Origin of the sequence: Thermaerobacillus caldiproteolyticus (genome assembly GCF_015326725.1) — a bacterium.
Classification (GTDB): Bacteria; Bacillota; Bacilli; order Bacillales; family Anoxybacillaceae; genus Thermaerobacillus; species Thermaerobacillus caldiproteolyticus.
Map to the genome: position 1 here is coordinate 3,020,905 of NZ_CP064060.1, position 19,164 is coordinate 3,040,068.

General features: G+C 42.3%; 21 protein-coding genes. 8 read left to right on the forward strand and 13 right to left on the reverse strand.

What is annotated here, in order from left to right; genetic code table 11:
• Window positions 1-8: 8 nt before the first annotated feature.
• Window positions 9-836, reverse strand: coding sequence for a polyamine aminopropyltransferase (gene speE / locus ISX45_RS15130; RefSeq protein ID WP_181555350.1), 828 nt, complete (start codon window positions 834-836; stop codon window positions 9-11).
• A 205-nt stretch (window positions 837-1,041) separates the two neighbouring features.
• On the opposite strand from speE, the gene ISX45_RS15135 reads away from it, so the two are divergent.
• Window positions 1,042-3,102: a transglycosylase domain-containing protein gene (locus ISX45_RS15135; protein ID WP_194519345.1), complete on the forward strand. Its 2,061-nt coding sequence runs from the start codon at window positions 1,042-1,044 to the stop codon at window positions 3,100-3,102.
• Window positions 3,103-3,251: 149 nt separating this feature from the next.
• On the opposite strand, the gene ISX45_RS15140 is transcribed toward ISX45_RS15135, so the two are convergent.
• Together ISX45_RS15140 and ISX45_RS15145 are read right to left on the reverse strand one after the other, a co-directional pair.
• Window positions 3,252-3,764, reverse strand: coding sequence for a YwhD family protein (locus ISX45_RS15140; protein WP_181555348.1), 513 nt, complete (start codon window positions 3,762-3,764; stop codon window positions 3,252-3,254).
• Between the two features lie 23 nt (window positions 3,765-3,787).
• Window positions 3,788-4,456, reverse strand: a complete 669-nt coding sequence (locus tag ISX45_RS15145) for a site-2 protease family protein (protein WP_194519346.1) — start codon at window positions 4,454-4,456, stop codon at window positions 3,788-3,790.
• Window positions 4,457-4,576: 120 nt separating this feature from the next.
• Here ISX45_RS15145 and ISX45_RS15150 point away from each other — a divergent pair, with 120 nt between their 5' ends.
• Window positions 4,577-4,783, forward strand: a complete 207-nt coding sequence (locus ISX45_RS15150; protein ID WP_267240216.1) for a 2-hydroxymuconate tautomerase — start codon at window positions 4,577-4,579, stop codon at window positions 4,781-4,783.
• Window positions 4,784-4,895: 112 nt separating this feature from the next.
• Window positions 4,896-6,197: an NCS2 family permease gene (locus ISX45_RS15155; RefSeq protein ID WP_194519348.1), complete on the forward strand. Its 1,302-nt coding sequence runs from the start codon at window positions 4,896-4,898 to the stop codon at window positions 6,195-6,197.
• 12 nt (window positions 6,198-6,209) lie between these two features.
• On the opposite strand, the gene ISX45_RS15160 is transcribed toward ISX45_RS15155, so the two are convergent.
• The 3 genes from ISX45_RS15160 to ISX45_RS15170 all read right to left on the reverse strand — a co-directional run bounded on the left by ISX45_RS15160 (window position 6,210) and on the right by ISX45_RS15170 (window position 8,412).
• The gene (locus ISX45_RS15160; RefSeq protein WP_181555344.1) at window positions 6,210-6,728 is read right to left on the reverse strand and encodes a YwgA family protein; all 519 of its coding nucleotides are present in this window, start codon (window positions 6,726-6,728) and stop codon (window positions 6,210-6,212) included.
• 13 nt (window positions 6,729-6,741) lie between these two features.
• Window positions 6,742-8,043, reverse strand: a complete 1,302-nt coding sequence (locus ISX45_RS15165) for an HD domain-containing protein (RefSeq protein ID WP_181555343.1) — start codon at window positions 8,041-8,043, stop codon at window positions 6,742-6,744.
• Window positions 8,044-8,184: 141 nt separating this feature from the next.
• Window positions 8,185-8,412, reverse strand: coding sequence for a YuzB family protein (locus ISX45_RS15170; RefSeq protein ID WP_181555342.1), 228 nt, complete (start codon window positions 8,410-8,412; stop codon window positions 8,185-8,187).
• A 407-nt stretch (window positions 8,413-8,819) separates the two neighbouring features.
• On the opposite strand from ISX45_RS15170, the gene ISX45_RS15175 reads away from it, so the two are divergent.
• A complete protein-coding gene (locus ISX45_RS15175) occupies window positions 8,820-9,479 on the forward strand; it encodes an RsfA family transcriptional regulator (protein ID WP_181555341.1) in 660 nt (219 codons plus the stop codon).
• Between the two features lie 54 nt (window positions 9,480-9,533).
• On the opposite strand, the gene ISX45_RS15180 is transcribed toward ISX45_RS15175, so the two are convergent.
• Window positions 9,534-10,361: an octanoyl-[GcvH]:protein N-octanoyltransferase gene (locus tag ISX45_RS15180; protein ID WP_194519349.1), complete on the reverse strand. Its 828-nt coding sequence runs from the start codon at window positions 10,359-10,361 to the stop codon at window positions 9,534-9,536.
• 96 nt (window positions 10,362-10,457) lie between these two features.
• Window positions 10,458-11,429, reverse strand: coding sequence for a phosphate acetyltransferase (pta, locus tag ISX45_RS15185; protein WP_194519350.1), 972 nt, complete (start codon window positions 11,427-11,429; stop codon window positions 10,458-10,460).
• A 205-nt stretch (window positions 11,430-11,634) separates the two neighbouring features.
• Between pta and hemQ the strand changes: the two genes are divergently transcribed.
• The 3 genes from hemQ to gerQ all read left to right on the forward strand — a co-directional run bounded on the left by hemQ (window position 11,635) and on the right by gerQ (window position 13,562).
• Complete coding sequence (hemQ, locus tag ISX45_RS15190; RefSeq protein ID WP_194519351.1) at window positions 11,635-12,381, forward strand: hydrogen peroxide-dependent heme synthase; 747 nt, start codon at window positions 11,635-11,637, stop codon at window positions 12,379-12,381.
• Between the two features lie 200 nt (window positions 12,382-12,581).
• Window positions 12,582-13,004 (forward strand): cell wall hydrolase, encoded by a 423-nt coding sequence (locus ISX45_RS15195; RefSeq protein WP_194519352.1) that lies wholly within the window; start codon window positions 12,582-12,584, stop codon window positions 13,002-13,004.
• Between the two features lie 24 nt (window positions 13,005-13,028).
• Window positions 13,029-13,562, forward strand: a complete 534-nt coding sequence (gene gerQ, locus ISX45_RS15200; RefSeq protein WP_194519353.1) for a spore coat protein GerQ — start codon at window positions 13,029-13,031, stop codon at window positions 13,560-13,562.
• A gap of 207 nt (window positions 13,563-13,769) precedes the next feature.
• Here the strand turns inward: gerQ and ISX45_RS15205 are convergent, their stop codons facing one another.
• From ISX45_RS15205 to ISX45_RS15215, 3 genes are all read right to left on the reverse strand, one after another.
• A complete protein-coding gene (locus ISX45_RS15205) occupies window positions 13,770-14,141 on the reverse strand; it encodes a DUF423 domain-containing protein (RefSeq protein ID WP_181555335.1) in 372 nt (123 codons plus the stop codon).
• 89 nt (window positions 14,142-14,230) lie between these two features.
• Window positions 14,231-14,356 carry a hypothetical protein gene (locus tag ISX45_RS19955; RefSeq protein WP_267240182.1) on the reverse strand — a complete coding sequence of 42 codons (126 nt, stop codon included), beginning with the start codon at window positions 14,354-14,356 and terminating at the stop codon, window positions 14,231-14,233.
• 232 nt (window positions 14,357-14,588) lie between these two features.
• Window positions 14,589-14,855: a YwdI family protein gene (locus ISX45_RS15215; RefSeq protein ID WP_181555334.1), complete on the reverse strand. Its 267-nt coding sequence runs from the start codon at window positions 14,853-14,855 to the stop codon at window positions 14,589-14,591.
• Between the two features lie 96 nt (window positions 14,856-14,951).
• Between ISX45_RS15215 and ISX45_RS15220 the strand changes: the two genes are divergently transcribed.
• A complete protein-coding gene (locus ISX45_RS15220) occupies window positions 14,952-16,568 on the forward strand; it encodes a glycoside hydrolase family 13 protein (protein ID WP_194519354.1) in 1,617 nt (538 codons plus the stop codon).
• Between the two features lie 90 nt (window positions 16,569-16,658).
• Here the strand turns inward: ISX45_RS15220 and ISX45_RS15225 are convergent, their stop codons facing one another.
• Window positions 16,659-17,333 (reverse strand): uracil-DNA glycosylase, encoded by a 675-nt coding sequence (locus tag ISX45_RS15225; protein ID WP_181555332.1) that lies wholly within the window; start codon window positions 17,331-17,333, stop codon window positions 16,659-16,661.
• 110 nt (window positions 17,334-17,443) lie between these two features.
• Complete coding sequence (locus ISX45_RS15230; RefSeq protein WP_194520730.1) at window positions 17,444-18,826, reverse strand: glycine--tRNA ligase; 1,383 nt, start codon at window positions 18,824-18,826, stop codon at window positions 17,444-17,446.
• Window positions 18,827-19,164 lie beyond the last annotated feature (338 nt).

Genomic DNA, 19,164 nt, shown 5'->3' on the forward strand with positions numbered 1-19,164 from the left:
GGTCCCCCTTATTTCACTAAATCGGCAACAAATTTTGGAAGAACGAAGCAAGCTTTATGAAGTTCTTTTGTGTAATATTTTGTATCAATATCATGGAATCGTTCGTCGCTCACTTCAAGCGGATCATATTTTTTCGAGCCGATCGTAAACGTCCACATGCCGCTTGGGTATGTTGGAATGTTGGCAATGTAAAGTCGCGTAATCGGGAAAATTTCTCGAACATCGCGTTGTACGCTGCGAATTAAATCCGCTTTAAACCAAGGATTATCGGTTTGCGCTACGAAAATTCCATCTTCTTTTAATGCTTTCGCAATTCCTGCATAGAAGCCTTTTGTAAATAAATTCACCGCTGGACCTACTGGTTCTGTAGAGTCAACCATAATGACATCATACTCGTTTTCACTTTGAGCAATATGCATAAATCCGTCGTCCACTTTCACTTCAACGCGCGGGTCATCCAATTTTCCGGCAATTTCAGGGAGATATTTTTTCGAATACTCAATAACCTTCCCATCAATTTCTACCAATGTTGCTTTTTTGACGCTTGGATGTTTTAACACTTCACGGATAACGCCACCATCGCCACCGCCAACAACAAGGACATTTTCTGGATTTGGGTGAGTAAATAACGGCACGTGAGCGACCATTTCGTGATACACAAACTCATCTTTTTGCGTTGTCATTACCATGCCATCCAAAATAAGCATGTTTCCAAACTCTTCTGTTTCCACCATATCTAATTTTTGGAATTCTGTTTGTTCTGTATGTAAAGTGCGTCTAATTTTCGCCGTAATTCCAAAATGCTCTGTTTGCTTTTCTGTAAACCATAATTCCACTTTGAACACCCTTTCTTTTATAATTCCATTTCCATTAAATGTAACAACACTTATAATATTTTATCTTTCCCTTGCTAAGAAAAAACCAAACATGAAAAAGTATAGAGCAATCTAGCAAAATTTCAAGTAAAAGTTGCTAGAAAAATGTTTAAAATAGGAAAAATCTTTTCATACTAATACAAATAACATCATGAGGTGATGAACGTTGGAAATCATCCCAAGCAGCCGGTTTCGTGGGACATTGAAATACATTCGTGCGTTCGTATTTATTAGCCTCATCCTAGCAATCTTATTCACTGTTGCCATCGGGGGCTTTATCGCGTTTGCCAAGTTCGAAGGAGCTCCTCCCTTAGCAGTGCCGCAAACAACGATTTTCTATGCTGACGACGGCACAAAAATCGGCGAAAGTGATAACGGACAAAAGCGGTATTGGGTAGGGCTTGATGAGATTTCCCCATATGTAATTGAGGCAACGGTTGCCGTCGAAGATAGGAAATTTTTCGAACATCACGGCTTTGATGTGAAACGAATTGCCGCTGCCCTTATTGCAGATATGAAAGCAATGGCCAAAGTACAAGGAGCAAGCACGATTACACAACAGTATGCGCGAAATTTATTTTTAAGCCACGATAAAACATGGACACGGAAATTGCAAGAGGCATTATATACCATTCGACTTGAAACCAATTATAGCAAAAAGGAAATTTTAGAAGGGTACTTAAATACTATTTACTACGGTCATGGAGCATACGGAATTGAAGCCGCTGCTAATTACTATTTTGGTAAAACTGCCAAGCAACTAACATTAAGCGAAGCCAGCATGCTAGCTGGTATTCCAAAAGGGCCGTTTTACTATTCTCCATTCATTAACGAAAAACGGGCAAAAGAACGACAAAAAGCGGTGCTATTATCGATGGTACAAAGCGGTTACATCAGCAAAAAGGAAGCGGAAAAAGCTTATCAAGCTCCGCTCGTTTATTCGCGTCACCATGAAGTCATTAAAAGGCAAATCGCACCGTATTTCCAAGATGTCGTCAAACATGTACTGCGGACAAAATTAGGTCTTGATGAGCGCACAATTGAGATGGGAGGATTGCGCGTCTATACGTCTCTTGACCCAAAAATGCAGGCCATTGCAGAACAGCAAATTCGTGATACGATTGACCCGAACTCGGCGATTCAAGCCGCCCTTGTCGCGATGGATCCGCACACCGGCGAAGTCAAAGCGCTTATTGGCGGAAGGGATTATGAGAAAAGCCCATTCAATCGCGCCGTACAAGCCGAGCGACAACCGGGTTCTACCTTTAAACCATTTCTTTATTATGCGGCTATTAAACACGGATTTACGCCATCCACACAAATGCGGAGCGAATTAACGACCTTTACATTTGATGATGGAAAATCGACGTATACGCCGCATAACTATAATAACTATTACGCAAATGATACAATTACCCTTGCCCAAGCGATCGCGTTATCGGATAACGTCTTTGCCGTAAAAACGCATTTATTTATTGGGGAAGAGCAGCTCGTTCACACCGCAAAAAAACTAGGAATTACAAGTAAATTAAAAGCCGTTCCGTCACTGGCGTTAGGAACGTCACCAGTCAAAGTGATCGACATGGTGAACGCCTACAGCATCCTTGCCAATAACGGAAAAAAAGTCGAACCTGTGTTTATTAAAAAGGTCGTTAATCACAAAGGCGAAATCATCTACGAATACAAAAAAAATAATGAACAAGTGCTTGATCCCGACGCGGCTTACGTAACGACTCAATTAATGACCGGCATGTTTGACCCGAAACTCAATGATTACACAACTGTAACAGGACAAACGATTTTAAAAGAAATTACCCGCCATTACGCCGGAAAATCAGGAACGACAGAAACCGATAGCTGGATGATCGGATATGCGCCGCAACTTGTCGCAGGGGTGTGGACCGGTTACGATCGAGCGGAAACAATTGACAAAGTCGCTGAAAAGCAATATGCCAAAAAAATTTGGGTACAATTTATGGAAAAAAGCCTCCAAGGAAAACCAGCGAAAACATTTAAGCCAACAAAAGGGGTAGTCGGCGTCTATATCAATCCGGATAATGGAAAATTAGCAACAAAAGCATGTCCGGTCAAACGCCTCACCTACTATATTGCTGGAACAGAACCAACAGAGTATTGTACCGATCATTTGCACAAAAAGAAGAAAAAGAAGACACACAAAGAAGAAGAAAATAAAAACTGGTTTGAAAAATGGTTTAACTGGTTTTAAAGAAGCCCCCCAAGCAAAATGCTTGGGGGGCTTCTTGTCCTAGTTTTATTGTGTTATGCATGTAGGTTTAGTTTACTCTTTTTCCAAAAAAAGCTCAAGCCTTTGCCTAAGTACGTTCACAAAATCGTCACATATATAGAAAAATATTCCTAATCAACTAAACCTAATCCATTTTTTAATTCATCACTCGAACGATTCCACATATTGATATCATGCTGTTTTAAAAAGTCAGCTAACACGCGTTTCGATTTCTCGTCCATATGATCAACAATAATGCGACGCTTTAGCGATTTATCAAGACGATTGACATGCTCCGGCAACATTTTATAACCACGGCGAGTTTCACGGTCAACCGTCATTTCGCACGCCGTCACTCCCGCATAATAAGGTCCTTCTTCTTTCCGGTCAACCGTGACCCACACGAGCCAATACGGTTTTCCATTCGGCACTTCCTCACGGTTCGGTGTAAATTTAATCCCTCTTTCTACCGCACTTCGAGCATGCATTGCCCCCATATCGACAAACGCTTCTCCTGCCTCGACATCAATAATGACCGGCGATACGTTCTCAAGGCTTAACGCTCCTGCTCCAAAACCGCCATGACCATCGGTTGGATCATCTTTAATAATGTTAAATCCAATGTTTTTCTTTTTTTGCTCCATAGAGCCCCCTCCTTACATGCATGTTAAAAAATCAACGCGGAGAAAAACGATTGTAATTGCTGAAGAACAAACGGAATTGCGACATTGAAAATCGGGTGAATTGTATATCGATCAAGCGGTGTGAACACAAGAATAAGAAAAATAAGCGCTCCATAGTTCTCCCATTGCGTCATTTTGGCTCGTATATTGCGAGGAGCTAAATCTTCGATAATTCGGTATCCATCTAAAGGTGGAAACGGAAGTAAATTAAAAATAAATAGTAACACGTTTAAGCCAATAAAAATCTGAAAAAACAAATCAAAACCAGCGGCAAACCAATCTGGTATCATCGTCATCACACCAAACCGGATCATGCTGTACCAGACGAGAATCCCCCCTGCCGCCAGCACAAGATTGCTAAGAGGACCAGCAACCGACACGAGAATCCCAGCAAGACGCGGATTCTTAAAATAATATGGATTCACCGGAACCGGCCTCGCCCATCCAAACCCTGCGATAAAAATTAACAATATCCCTAAAATATCTAAATGGGCGAAAGGCGACAGCGTCAACCTCCCTTGATTTTTTGCCGTCGGATCGCCAAACTTATAAGCAACATACGCATGAGCAAATTCGTGAACAGAAAATGCGATCGCTAACGTCATCAACACATAAGGAATTTCACCGATCGAATATGGCAAAAGATTTTCCACGTTCGTTTTTCTCCTTCTTTCTTTATTTATAATGTTTACTATCAGTATACATGATTCCTCACAAAAAGTGGACCGCGGTTATTACGTTCATGGTATAATAATTAAGTGACAATACATAATATGGAAAAGGAGACAAACGACATGCCTTACGTAACCGTAAAAATGCTTGAAGGACGCACGGAAGAACAGAAAAAAGCGCTTGTTGAAAAAGTAACAGAAGCTGTTGCGGAAACAACAGGAGCACCAAAAGAAAAAATCGTTGTCTTTATTGAAGAAATGTCAAAAAACCATTACGCTATCGCCGGAAAACGTCTGAGTGACGAATAATAACCAACAGTTAAGAAGCTACTAGATAGCTTCTTATTTTTTATTGCATTCCTCTAAAAAAACGAATATTATAATATATGTTTTATAAAACGTTCGTTTTTTGGAGGTTCAGATGTTTAAGCTGTCAGAACATAAAACAAGCGCAAAAACAGAAATACTCGCTGGTTTAACGACTTTCTTGACAATGGTATATATTGTCGTTGTGAATCCGGTCGTCTTATCGGATGCCGGTGTCCCGTTTGAACAAGTATTTACCGCAACCATTATCGCTACGATTATCGGAACGCTTTGGATAGCGCTATTCGCGAATTATCCGATTGCCATCGCACCAGGAATGGGACTAAATGCCTATTTCGCTTATTCCGTGGTCGGTTCTCACGGAAATATTTCATACGGGGTCGCTTTCTCAGCTGTCTTTGTCGCTGGAATCATCTTTGTCATTTTATCACTAACGCCATTGCGTCGTAAGCTGATTGAAGCGATTCCAGAAAATTTAAAACATGGCATTACGGCAGGAATTGGTTTGTTTATTGCGTTTATCGGCCTTCGCTTAACAGGCATTATTCAAGCTCACCCACAAAACTTAGTGGCGCTGGGTGATTTACACTCTCCATCAGCGATCTTAACATTCATCGGCTTAGCCGTGACGCTCGTTCTCATGTCGCTTGGCGTCAATGGAGCACTCTTTTTTGGCATGGTCGTCACGGGGATTGTTGCGTATTTGACAGGACAACTCAAATTTGATAAAGGATTTGTTTCGATGCCATCTTTGCCGGAAGGACTCATCATGGCGAATCCCCTAACAGCCATCGGTGACGTTGTGCACCATGGATTATATGCCGTTGTCTTTTCTTTTTTGCTTGTCACGATTTTCGATACGACCGGAACAATGATCGGAGTCGCACAACAGGCAGGACTCATGAAAGGAAATACAATGCCACGCGCCCGTGAAGCACTCTTAGCCGACTCCATTGCCACAACTATTGGAGCCATGTTTGGAACAAGCCCAACCTCAGCCTACATCGAGTCTTCTGCTGGAGTTGCAGCCGGAGGGCGCACAGGCTTAACAGCATTGACGGTGGCCATTTTATTTGCTCTTTCTGCCTTTTTTGGGCCGCTTGTCGGTGCAGTATCAGGCATTCCCGCGATTACCGCGCCAGCCTTAATCATTGTTGGCAGCCTGATGATCGGCAACATCGCGCGCATTCAATGGGACCAATTAGATGAGGCATTCCCGGCATTTCTCATTATCTTAAGCATGCCGCTAACATCGAGCATCGCTACCGGAATCGCCTTAGGCTTTATCTCTTACCCACTTTTAAAAATTACGCGCGGAAAATGGCGTGAAGTCCATCCGCTTGTTTATGTATTTGCCGTCCTATTCTTCTATCAACTTGCATTCTTGCCACATTAAAAAAGAAGTCCGTTACATGCGGACTTCTTTTTGCACTTTATGGCGCAACTTGGCGATATACGCATACGCCTGCTCAATCTCTTCTTCCGTATAGCGCTGCTTGCTTTTTAATGAAAATACTTTTTCTTTCACTTCATCTTTACTTAAACTTTCAAAATAAAGAACAGTCGATACTAATTCCAAAAACCGCGAATTTTGCTCGTTCATATCTTGCAGACACTCTTGTAAATGAGGCATATCAATATCGTAGTGGCTTAAAAACTCCTCACCGGCTTCCGTTAATGTGTAACGATATTGAAAATAGCCGCCCTTTTTCTCTTTCACTTCATTCAAAAAGCCTAAATTGCAAAGCTCCTCAATGCGCCATGTCAATTCTTCCGAATACGGACCGTAAAAATGAAAGTCAAACTTCTCGTAAAAAGGGAACTGTAGTTTTTTCGCGATATAAATCATTTTTTGCAATTTCTTTCGACCGACGATTTCCCCTGCCGCCGCAAACGCCTTCATCACTTTTGCATGCTCTGTTAACACTCCCCGTCATCTCCTAACCCTCTAATATTTCAATAATCTTTTTCTTTGCCGCACGCTTCGTTGATAAATCATAAATGAAATCGTCTGGAAAATACAATTTATGATCCGTTCTCCTTTTTCCGGAAATCGCATCGACAATCGCTGATTCCCTCGACAACTCACGAAGCTCTCCATTTGGCATTAATAAATGAATCGGCAGCCTCTCTCCTTCTTCGCCAGGGCGGTAAAAATCATACGGCAAATCCGACGAGGAATCAACGACTAAATAATATTCCGGGTCAATGCCTGCCCTTTTAAACAGCAATGTCAGCTCCATCAACTTTTTCATCTGCTCATTCGTCGGGCTAAATTCGACGTACTTAAATAAATGCCGATGGACAAAACGACGACATAAATCGCTTAAAATCTCATCTTTTTCGTCTTGCCATTGCTGAAAATAAAACAAGATGACCGCTTCATCGAGTTTTAAATAGTCTTGTAAATTCACATTTCCCGTAAAAAGAGAATAAAAGTGGACAGGTTTCGTTTGAAAATCGTATCCTTCTTCATATAAATGTTTGGCACGATGCAAAATTTTCGTCAAGATGACTTCCGCACTGCGCGTCACTGGATGAAAGTATACTTGCCAGTACATTTGATAGCGGCTCATAATATAATCTTCGACCGCATGCATGCCGCTCCGCTTAATGACGACTTGGTCTTCTCGCGGGCGCATGACGCGTAAAATGCGCTCCATATCAAAGTTGCCGTAACTCACGCCTGTGTAATACGCATCACGAAGCAAATAATCCATTCGATCGGCATCAATTTGGCTCGAAATTAAGCTGACAACAAGCTTATTTCGATATGTTTTCGCAATCACTTCGGCGACCTTTTTCGGAAAATCATCACCCAGCCGTTTTAGAACGGCGTTCACTTCCGTATCGCCTAAAATAATCGCCTGTGTGAAATCTTCGTGGTCGAGATGAAACACTTTTTCAAACGAATGAGAAAATGGACCATGACCTAAATCATGCAACAGTGCCGCACATAAACATAACAGCCGCTCACTATGGTCCCAATGCTCCCGACCGACAAATACATCATCAATAATACGACGAATAATTTCATACACGCCGAGCGAATGGTTAAATCGGCTATGCTCCGCACCATGGAACGTTAAATATGTCGTACCAAGCTGCTTAATGCGGCGCAAGCGCTGAAATTCTTTTGTTCCAATTAAATCCCATATGACTTTGTCACGAACATGTATGTACCGATGAACAGGGTCTTTAAATACTTTTTCTTCACTTAATTGTCCGCCGGGATACGCCATTTTATCCCCTCTTCCATTTCTAACATGAATCTATTATAAGCCGTTTCTATCTACAAAAAAATACTTGATTTTTCTCTTATAGTATTTCCTAAAAATAGAAACAAAAAAATCACCTTTCATCAAAAAATGAAGGCGATTTTTTTAGCGCTTGTTTAATTTTTGGGCAATTTTTTCGATTAATTCGTCCTCATTTGCCGCAGAAATCGGGCGGTTATTCACAAAAGCGAACGCTTTTTTTCGACCGGGACCGCAATACGATTGACAACCAATTTGAATCGTAGCGTCTGGATCAAGTTTCTTAAGCCGCGGCAACAGCGTTTTTAAATTGGTGGCTTGGCAATCATCGCATACGCGAAATTCGTTTGCCATCAATGTTCATCCTTTCTATAAGCTCGACATTTTTACACTAACGTGTATTCTACCGTTTCTCTGCCGTTAATGCAAGTTATTCACACTCGCTAGTTAAGACTCTCATAATTTTTCATTCATAAAAACTAAAAGTCGTATAAAATGTCTTTTTTTTGTCTATGCTACTACTAGCAAACAAGGAAAGCGCAGGCGCTCTCTAAGTGCGGCCAGCAAAGGTTCTTCACCCGCACCCCGAGGGACTAGTTTGACACCGAACTGCTTAAAATATCACGTTTTAAGTCATACTTTGCGTTGCGCAACTTTTGCATCAATGCCGATTCAAAAAGCAAACTGGCTGGTCGCTTGCGCTAGACAGTTCTCCTTTAAAATTTATACTTTCCTATCATACAAAAAAGGGAGTTGAGAGTATGAAACAACGACAAGATGCATGGACAGAAGAAGATGATTTATTATTAGCTGAAACAGTATTGCGCCATGTGCGCGAAGGAAGCACACAGCTGAACGCGTTTGAAGAAGTAGGAGATAAGCTTAATCGGACATCCGCTGCCTGCGGATTTCGCTGGAACGCTGTTGTGCGCAGACAATATGAACAAGCGTTACAACTAGCAAAAAAACAGCGGAAGGAACGACAGCGGCTCCTTGGAAAGCATCAGCCGGTTCGCAAAAAATTGCTGTATACTCCTCCGGTTCCTTCATTAGAGGAGTTAGGAGAAATCGTAGAATTACCAACGTCACCGGCTGCTTCTACCGAATCAACAACGATGACGCTTGACCATGTCATCGCCTTTTTGCAGACATTCAAATCCATTCATACTAACCATGAAGCACTGCAAAAAGAAAATGAGCAATTAAAGAAAGAAAAAGCAGAAATTCTTGCGAAAAATGAAGAACTAGAAAAGAAAATTGCTAAACTAGAAGAAGATTCTTCTTCCATGCAAGAGGAATATGAAACATTAATGCGAATTATGAACAGAGCACGAAAAATTGCATTACAAGAAGAAGAAGAGCGACAAACACTAAAGTTTAAAATGGACAAAAACGGAAATTTAGAAAAAATTGCTGAATAATGGCCCGCCTGCCGCCCCTAAAAAAACGACCGCAAGGGAAAGGCAGGCGGTGTTTTATAGCATCTTTTCATTTCGCTCGATCATTCGTTGCCAATAATATTCGTACAATGATTGCTCCTCGGCTGTCAACGAAGACGAATAAAGCTTGCCACCTAACGATTGAAGCGTCCGCAACAGTGTAAGCATCATCATTTGAATGGTCAATGGCTCCTGCAACAATTCTGACAACGAAGCCATCGTCTCTGGAACAATGCTTGGATACGTAAATTTCGTTTTCTCTCCTTTTAAACCACGCTCATAAAATTGCTGAATCAGTTCCGCCCGTGCCGAGCCGCTGCCGCTTATACATATATATATTTGCACCGCAACTCCACCTCGCACGCGGCGCTGTGAGATTCCTGCAAACTTTTTCCCACCAATGCTTAAATCGTAACTTCCGGGACAATACGAACCAACAATTTCCCTTGCTTCGATGTTCACATTGTAGGCGGAAAACATATATTTAACCAGTTCCCACATTGCATCATAGCCTTGGTGAATGTCAATCGATTTTGTCGTTTCCGGAAAAATAAGCGAGATATTTAAAACTCCCTCATCAAGAACAACCGCAAGTCCTCCGGAATTGCGAACGATGACGCGGTAGCCTTGCTTTTCTAGAAACGAAATCGCTTCCTGCAAATACGGAAGCTTCGTATCTTGAATCCCCAATACGACCGTATCGTGATGAACCCATGTGCGAACGACCGCATCGGATACCCCTTGTCCCACTGTCGTACAAAGTGTATCATCAATCGCAAACGATTGTTTCGCATCAAACATTGGACCAACATGAGATTGGTCAATAATTCGCCATTTTGGCTGTCGTAATAGTTCATGTATCATGATAAATCTCCTCATTGCCATAATCTCTACGAGAGGATTATATCATACAATTCAAAAGAAAAGGGTTCGACTCCTTAGTCAAACCCTTCCTTTTCCTTATAGAGCCTGCGCTGCAGTAATGAGGGCAAGCTTGTACACGTCTTCAGCATTGCAGCCGCGCGATAAATCGTTCACTGGCTTATTAAGCCCTTGTAAAATCGGTCCAACCGCTTCAAAGTTGCCAAGGCGTTGTGCAATTTTATAACCGATATTTCCTGCTTCTAAACTTGGGAAAACAAACACATTCGCATCGCCTTGAATGACAGAGTCCGGCGCTTTCTTTTTCGCGACAGATGGAACAAAAGCAGCATCAAATTGAAACTCTCCATCAAGCGTTAAATCAGGAGCCATTTCTTTCGCTAAGCGAACCGCTTCGACCACTTTCTCCGTTTCCGGCGATTTAGCCGAACCTTTTGTCGAAAAGCTTAACATCGCCACACGCGGCTCAATGTCAAACATTTTCGCTGTGTTGGCGCTTTCTACAGCAATTTCTGCTAAGTCTTGGCTATCTGGTGCAATATTGATCGCACAATCCGCAAACACATATTTTTCATCACCGCGCACCATAATAAACACACCTGACGTTTTGCGGATGCCCGGTTTTGTTTTAATGATTTGTAATGCCGGTCTTACTGTATCCGCTGTGGAATGAGCCGCCCCGCTCACTAATCCGTGTGCTTTGTCCATATACACAAGCATCGTGCCAAAGTAATTCTCATCTAATAAAATTGTGCGTGCCTCTTCTTTTGATACTTTACCTTTACGGCGTTCTACAAACGCGTCCACAAGCTCGTCCATTGCCTCATATTGTTCTGGATCCACGATTTCAACGTTTGGAAGCGTTACGCCGATTTCTGCTGCCTTTTTCTCCACCGCTTCTTTATTGCCAATCACAATCGGATTCAATACATTTTCATTAGCCAAACGGCTCACTGCCGTTAAAATACGTTCATCTAATCCTTCTGGAAAAACAATTTTTAGCTGTTTTCCAACCACTTTTTCCTTCAAGGCAGAAAATAGATCACTCACAAAAGCTCCTCCTCAATATATTAAAATCATCCATTTACTAGGATACTCTTATTATGGGGAAACGCAACCAAGTTAAGCCCTTACAAAAAATAGTCTTTTTATTAAAATAATTCAGTCACATTGTTGATTTTGTGACTTTCGAGCGTTTATTGGACAAACTATGTTATAGTAAAACTATAAAATACTTAGCATAGGAGTGAAAGTAATGAGCGAAGCAGCACAAACGCTCGAAGGTTGGTATTGCCTTCATGATTTTCGTTCGATTGATTGGACCGCGTGGAAAACACTTACAAGCGATGAACGTCAAGCCGCAATCCATGAGTTTTTATCATTAGTAGAAAAGTGGCAAGAGACAGAAGATAAAAAAGAAGGAAGCCATGCTATCTACACCATTGTTGGCCAAAAGGCAGATATCATGTTCATGATTTTACGTCCGACAATGGAAGAACTAAACGAGATCGAAACAGCTCTCAATAAAACAAAATTGGCCGAATACCTTGTGCCAACGTATTCATATGTATCTATCGTTGAATTAAGCAACTACTTGCCTTCTGATGGCAGTGATCCATACGAAAACCCAGAAGTGCGCCGCCGTCTCTTCCCAATTTTGCCGAAAACAAAACATATTTGCTTCTATCCAATGGACAAGCGCCGTCAAGGAAATGATAACTGGTATATGCTCCCAATGGAAGAGCGCCGCAACCTAATGCGCGCTCACGGTATGACAGGACGCAAATACGCTGGAAAAGTCGTACAAATCATTACAGGTTCAGTTGGTTTTGATGATTATGAGTGGGGCGTCACCTTATTCTCTGATGACGCATTACAATTTAAGAAACTCGTCTATGAAATGCGGTTTGATGAGGTAAGCGCTCGTTACGGGGAATTCGGCTCTTTCTTTGTAGGCAATCGTTTATCAACAGAGCAAGTATCATCGTTTTTACACGTATAAATGAAAAGTGGGGATGTCTTAAGGTAGACATCCCCATAATTTTTTTTGGACAATGCTCTTTTTCTTGTCATATGACGCTGTTCTTTTCCATAAATATAAATCAGAAATCGTTCATAAAAATTTGTTTTTCGTGTCACCCATTTTCCGCTTTTACAATAGCCTATTATTGTCGAGAAAAAGACGGGATGAGGTGACACAAAATGGCTGTTGTTGCTTGCAACGACGAGGATGTGAAATTATTAGCGAGACTGATGCGGGCAGAAGCAGAAGGCGATGGAAGATTAGGCATGTTGATGGTAGGGAACGTCGGAGTTAACCGTGTCATTGCGAACTGCCTCGATTTTCAAGGGTTGCGATCGATTCGCCAAATGGTATTCCAAAGTCCCGGCGGCTTTGAAGCTATTCAAAAGGGATATTTTTACCAACGTGCCAGAGACATCGACATTGGATTAGCCCGCCAAGTGATTCGCGGCTGGCGCTATCATCCCGCTACGAACTCACTGTGGTTTTTTAAACCGGCGGGAAATTGCCCGGCACAATGGTTTAACCAATGGAACGCCGGTCGTTATAAATCCCATTGCTTTTACGCGCCATCGCCGAACGAATGTCCAAGAGTTTATTAAATTTTTGATTTAGGAGGTTCCCGTATGACAACAAATCCGTATGAACCAACTTTGAACGTGTCTGAAGACGAACGCCAACAATCTTACCAATACTATCCATATGGTTATACGTATCCGCAAACATACTATCCGACTGCCTATCCATATTATCAACAACCTTTACCGTACCAACAACCAACAACCCCGCCGGCAACCGGTTTTGGGCTACAACCTCCATCCTTTGCAGCACAAACACCAACGACCGCAAGCCAACCAGCGATACCCGGCATGTTGCCAATTGAAGAATCGTACATTGAAAACATTTTGCGCTTGAATAAAGGAAAAATGGCCACGGTTTATATGACGTTCGAAAACAACCGTGAATGGAACGCAAAAGTATTTCGCGGCACCATCGAAGCAGCCGGACGCGACCATTTAATTTTAAGCGATCCGCAAACGGGTATGCGCTACTTATTGCCAATGATTTATCTCGATTACATTACATTTGATGAAGAAATTACCTACCAATATCCATTCGCTGGAGGGACAGCGGGACTTAGCACGTATGCTCCTCGTTAAGAAAAGCGACAAGGCACCTGCCTATGACGATGAGGAAACAAGCTCTATTGAGGAGATCTCATTCGACTCTTTTTACTGAATGCCGAACATCGTGTCTTCCCCCGCAGCGTGGGGCGGAGCGACTCGAGCTGATGATGCCTAAGCTAGAAATTTTATATTTTCGTATCAATAAAAAAACAGGGTTGCCGTATCGCAACCCTATTTTCTTTATAAATATTTTACAGCGGCATATCCGATCAGCAGCCAAGCAATTAAAAAGGCGACGCCTCCAAACGGAGTAATGGCCCCCAGCGGCTTGATCTGCGTGACGCTCAATACATACAGACTTCCAGAGAACAAAATAATCCCGGCAAGCATCATCCAACCCGCAACTGTTAATTGACCAACGTTCGGCCATTTTGCCAATAAAAACGCGACGACAAATAATCCGACCGTATGGAACATTTGATAATGTACACCTGTTTTCCATATTTCCAAATAGCGGTCAGGAATCTTTCCTTCAAGTCCGTGCGCCCCAAACGCACCAAGCGCCACAGCCAAAAACGCATTGATGGCCCCAAGCAATACAAATGCTTTCATCTACTTTCGTCCCCTCGCTTATAAATTCTACCATTATCATAACGCATTCGCGTCCAAAAGAAAAACTCTTCTGCTTAAGAAGGGCGACATTATCGTTGTTTTAAGTACATTTCCAATACTTGCTTAATTGGCTCAGCCGAATCTTCATCTGTTTTAATGTCGTAATGCTCTCCATTGGCACGAGCAGTCACTTCTGAAAATCCTTGATTACGCAAAAAGTCTTCTAAATCAACAATATCTTCGCTTTAATTCAGCAATGTTTTATAACCGACAAAATCGCCGTTAACATATACTTCGCAACGATCATAGGCTAATTTTATCGGGTGATCCTCTTCGAAAAAACCAAAACTAGAAAAAAATCAAAACGTTCTTGCATATCGTCACCTCCACTTATTGAGCGTTATTCCCTCATCATCATAGATTATCGGAGGGGAACGTCTCCAATTTCTAGAAATCGAACAAAGATGGTCCGTTTGCGTCATCACCGATATCGATTCGTTCTTTTTTTATTTCCGATGAAGTCAACTCTGTGAAAGAAGGAGAAGAAGGAACAGAAATAGAAGTTTCGACTTGACTATCCCCTTCTAAAATGAGATCGCAAAGAATACGAACAGCAGCAATATGTTCGCGAAGATGTTGTACATTGTCCGTTGCATGTGCCTTTTGCACCTCTTTGGTCATTTTCGTTAAAATCGCCGTTACCGATATATCCAAAACGTTTTCACTCCCATCTTTCTTTTTCCGCTGATTCAATGGTATCCTATAGACAGTGACATTTCAAATTGAAAGCGTTTTATTGGAGGGGATACGATGAAAAAAACGTGGTGGAAAGAAGCGGTTGTGTATCAAGTATATTGGCGCAGTTTTTATGATTCAGACGGCGATGGCTACGGCGACTTGCAAGGATTAATCGAAAAACTCGATTATATCAAACATCTGGGCATCGACGTCATCTGGCTCAATCCATGTTATGAATCACCGGATAAAGATAACGGCTACGACATTTCCAATTACTATACAATCATGGACAAAGCCGGAACGATGAAAACGTGGGAAACGCTTCTTGACGAAGTACATAAACGCGACATGAAGCTCATTATGGATCTTGTCGTCAATCATACATCCAACAAGCATCCTTGGTTTTTAGAGTCGCGTTCATCAAAAGACAACCCGAAACGCGACTGGTACATTTGGCGCGACAAACCAAACAACTGGCGTTCATATTTTACCCCATCAGCGTGGGAATACGATGAAACGACAGAACAATATTATTTTCACTCGTTCGCCGTCGAACAACCTGATTTGAATTGGAAAAATCCTGAGGTGCGTGAAGAAATTTATAAAATGATGCGATTTTGGCTTGATAAAGGAATTGACGGATTTCGCTTAGACGCGATCGCGTTACTAGCAAAACCAAAAGGATTCCCGGATGCCGCTAACCCGAATGATATCCGCTATTTAACCAACAACCCTGGCCTTCACGACTATTTGCGCGAAATGAACGAACGAGTATTCAAACATTACGACATTTTTACCGTCGGTGAAGTCGCATTCGCGTCGCCAGAAGAAGGGCTAAAATATGTCGCCGAAGACCGCCATGAACTGCATACACTATTCCATTTTGAAGTATGTGACGAAATGCCAAGCTGGGAACCGCTCCGCTTTAAACAAATTCAAAAACGTTGGTATGAAGCATTATGGGGAAAAGGCTGGAATTCGCAATTTTTAAACAATCATGACCATACACGACAGGTGACGCGCTACGGCAATGACAAAGAGTACCGCCTCGAATCCGCTAAGTTGCTCGGAACAATGCTGCATACATTACCGGGAACGCCATATATTTATCAAGGGGAAGAAATCGGCATGACCGGTGTTCGTTTTTCGTCGATTGACGACTATAACGATATCGCCATGAAAAATAAATACGAAGAAGAAGTCGCGAAAGGACGTGATCCACAAGAAGTGCTCGAAAGCTTGCAGCCATTGAGTCGCGACAACTCACGGACACCGATGCAATGGGACGACAGCCGACACGCTGGGTTTACAACAGGCACACCGTGGATCAAAGTTAATCCAAACTATAAGGATATTAACGTCAAGCAAGCGCTCGAAGATCCAAATTCCGTCTACCATTATTACAGAAAACTCATTCAATTACGAAAAGAGAATCCGGTCATGGTATACGGAACTTTCCGCGATTATACGGAAACAGAGCCGTATATTTATGCTTACACACGCGAACTCGATAGCGAACGCTGGCTCATCGTCTTAAATCATTGTGACCACGCCAATGACTATGAACTTCCTGCACCGCTAGCATCTTACAAACGTGAATTATTGCTCGGCAATTACGAAGATATACAAGAACATGGTGCGGTGCTACACATGCGCCCGCACGAAGCCCGCATTTACAAACTAGTATAACGATGAGACAAGGCTGGCTACTTCACTAGGACAGCCTTGTCCATACACATATGCTTAACTTTTATGTAGCAAACACCGCTTCAGCTTTCCTCATATATTTTCAATTTGCCAATCAATCGGACCGCGACCGACTTTTGTTAGAAATTCATTCGTTTTCGAAAACGGCCGGCTTCCGAAAAAACCGCGTGCCGCGGAAAACGGGCTTGGATGAGGCGCTTCGATAATGTAGTGATGCTTATTTGTAATCAGCTCTTTTTTCGCTTGCGCATGCCGTCCCCATAAAATAAAGACAACCGGTTCTTGTTTTTCGTTCACGAGTTCAATGACGCGGTCAGTGAAAAATTCCCATCCTTTTCCTTTATGGGAATTTGCCTCGCCTCGTCGCACGGTTAACACCGTATTTAACAATAACACGCCCTGCTTTGCCCATTTAACTAAATAACCGTTATTCGGAATATAGCAACCTACATCATCATGCAGCTCTTTAAAAATATTGAGCAGCGACGGCGGCAAAGGAACACCCGGTTTGACGGAAAAGCTTAAGCCGTGCGCCTGATTTGGACCATGATACGGGTCTTGCCCTAAAATAACGACTTTCACTTGTTCATATGGCGTATAATGAAGCGCATTAAAGATGTCATACATATCAGGATAAATTGTTCTTGTTCGATATTCTTCTTTTAAAAATTCTCTTAATTTTAAATAATACGGCTTCTGAAACTCCTCTTCTAATAAAGGTGCCCAATCATTTTTTAAAATAGCCATATACAAAACCCCTATTTTGTAGATTGACATTCATCATTAATGTACCACAAGAACACCTCCTATAAACAAATAAAACGGTGCAGAAAAAACACTTTCTGCACCGTTTCTTATTAAAATTGAATTTTCTCTTCTAAGAAGTTTTTCAATTCTGCGATTGGGACGCGCGTCTGTTCCATCGTGTCGCGATCGCGCACCGTGACCATGCCGTCTTCTTCAGAATCAAAGTCATACGTAATACAAAATGGAGTGCCGATTTCATCTTGACGGCGATAGCGTTTGCCGATCGAACCAGACTCATCATAATCAACCATAAAATGTTTCGCTAAATCCTCAAAAATTTTGCGCGCTCCGTCCGAGAGCTTTTTCGATAACGGGAACACAGCTGCTTTATAAGGCGCAAGCGCTGGATGTAAGCGCATGACCGTACGCGTCGTACCATCCTCGAGCTGCTCTTCCTCGTACGAATCAATCATGAACGCAAGCGTGACGCGGTCTGCCCCAAGCGACGGCTCAATGCAGTAAGGAATGTAACGTTCATTCGTTTCTTGGTCAATATAATGGAAATCCTCTCCTGAATGCTCCATATGTTGTTTTAAATCATAGTCCGTACGAGAGGCAATGCCCCATAGCTCTCCCCATCCAAACGGGAATTTATACTCGATATCTGTTGTCGCGTTGCTGTAGTGCGACAATTCTTCTTTCGAGTGGTCGCGAAGACGGATGCTGTCGCGTTTCATTCCTAAGGTCAACAGCCATTGTTCACAAAATTGTTTCCAGTAATCAAACCATTTTAACTCCTCACCAGGTTTGCAGAAAAACTCCAACTCCATTTGTTCGAATTCACGCGTACGGAACGTAAAGTTACCCGGCGTAATTTCATTGCGGAAGCTTTTGCCAATTTGTGCAATACCGAATGGGAGCTTCTTCCGCATTGTACGTTGGACGTTTTTGAAGTTGACAAAAATTCCTTGTGCCGTTTCCGGGCGAAGATAAATTTCATTTGCACTTGATTCCGTTACGCCTTGGAACGTTTTAAACATTAAATTAAATTGACGAATATTCGTGAAATCTTGACTGCCGCATTCCGGACAAACTATGTTGTGCTCTTTAATGAGCTCTTCCATTTTTTCAAACGGAAGGCCGTCAACAATCATTTCAATGCCTTTCGCTTCTAACGCGTTTTCAATTAATTTGTCGGCGCGATGACGAGCCTTACAGCTTTTACAGTCGATCATCGGGTCATTGAAATTCCCTAAGTGACCAGACGCCTCCCACGTTTTCGGATTCATTAAAATCGCCGCGTCTAAACCAACATTATAAGGAGATTCTTGAACGAATTTTTTCCACCAAGCCCGCTTAATGTTATTTTTTAATTCCGTCCCTAACGGACCGTAATCCCATGTGTTCGCTAAACCACCATAAATTTCCGACCCCGGAAAAATAAAGCCCCGATGCTTCGCATGAGCAACGATTTGCTCCATTGTCACTGTCATCATGTTTCCTCCTCACTCATTTTTTTGAAAAACAAAAACGCTCTCGCCACTAGGCCTTGCGCCTAGGGACGAGAGCGTAACTCCCGCGGTTCCACCCTAGTTGATGTGAAAAAACACTTTTTCACATCCACTTTTCCATGAAAAGCAACTCCGGACTGCCGTTTCATTGACCGTCTTCACCAGGCTTCCACCATCCCCGGCTCGCTGCTAGAAGAGAGGGATCAACTACTATCCATCCATCATCGTCACAGTATATTCGTGTTTTGCTATTTATAATAGCAAAACAGAAAAACACTCGTCAATGCCAACAGTAACTTTCTTACAAAAAAACTGTGTTA

Bases quoted from the DNA above. Each gene is read 5' to 3' on its own strand.
- ISX45_RS15140 (WP_181555348.1), bottom strand. From the start codon at position 3,764: ATGGAGCAAAAAAAGAAAAACATTGGATTTAACATTATTAAAGATGAT.
- ISX45_RS15150 (WP_267240216.1), top strand. From the start codon at position 4,577: ATGGAAAAGGAGACAAACGACATGCCTTACGTAACCGTAAAAATGCTT.
- ISX45_RS15155 (WP_194519348.1), top strand. From the start codon at position 4,896: ATGTTTAAGCTGTCAGAACATAAAACAAGCGCAAAAACAGAAATACTC.
- ISX45_RS15165 (WP_181555343.1), bottom strand. From the start codon at position 8,043: ATGGCGTATCCCGGCGGACAATTAAGTGAAGAAAAAGTATTTAAAGAC.
- ISX45_RS15170 (WP_181555342.1), bottom strand. From the start codon at position 8,412: ATGGCAAACGAATTTCGCGTATGCGATGATTGCCAAGCCACCAATTTA.
- ISX45_RS15175 (WP_181555341.1), top strand. From the start codon at position 8,820: ATGAAACAACGACAAGATGCATGGACAGAAGAAGATGATTTATTATTA.
- ISX45_RS15180 (WP_194519349.1), bottom strand. From the start codon at position 10,361: ATGATACATGAACTATTACGACAGCCAAAATGGCGAATTATTGACCAA.
- hemQ (WP_194519351.1), top strand. From the start codon at position 11,635: ATGAGCGAAGCAGCACAAACGCTCGAAGGTTGGTATTGCCTTCATGAT.
- ISX45_RS15195 (WP_194519352.1), top strand. From the start codon at position 12,582: ATGGCTGTTGTTGCTTGCAACGACGAGGATGTGAAATTATTAGCGAGA.
- gerQ (WP_194519353.1), top strand. From the start codon at position 13,029: ATGACAACAAATCCGTATGAACCAACTTTGAACGTGTCTGAAGACGAA.
- ISX45_RS15205 (WP_181555335.1), bottom strand. From the start codon at position 14,141: ATGAAAGCATTTGTATTGCTTGGGGCCATCAATGCGTTTTTGGCTGTG.
- ISX45_RS15220 (WP_194519354.1), top strand. From the start codon at position 14,952: ATGAAAAAAACGTGGTGGAAAGAAGCGGTTGTGTATCAAGTATATTGG.
- ISX45_RS15225 (WP_181555332.1), bottom strand. From the start codon at position 17,333: ATGGCTATTTTAAAAAATGATTGGGCACCTTTATTAGAAGAGGAGTTT.
- ISX45_RS15230 (WP_194520730.1), bottom strand. From the start codon at position 18,826: ATGACAGTGACAATGGAGCAAATCGTTGCTCATGCGAAGCATCGGGGC.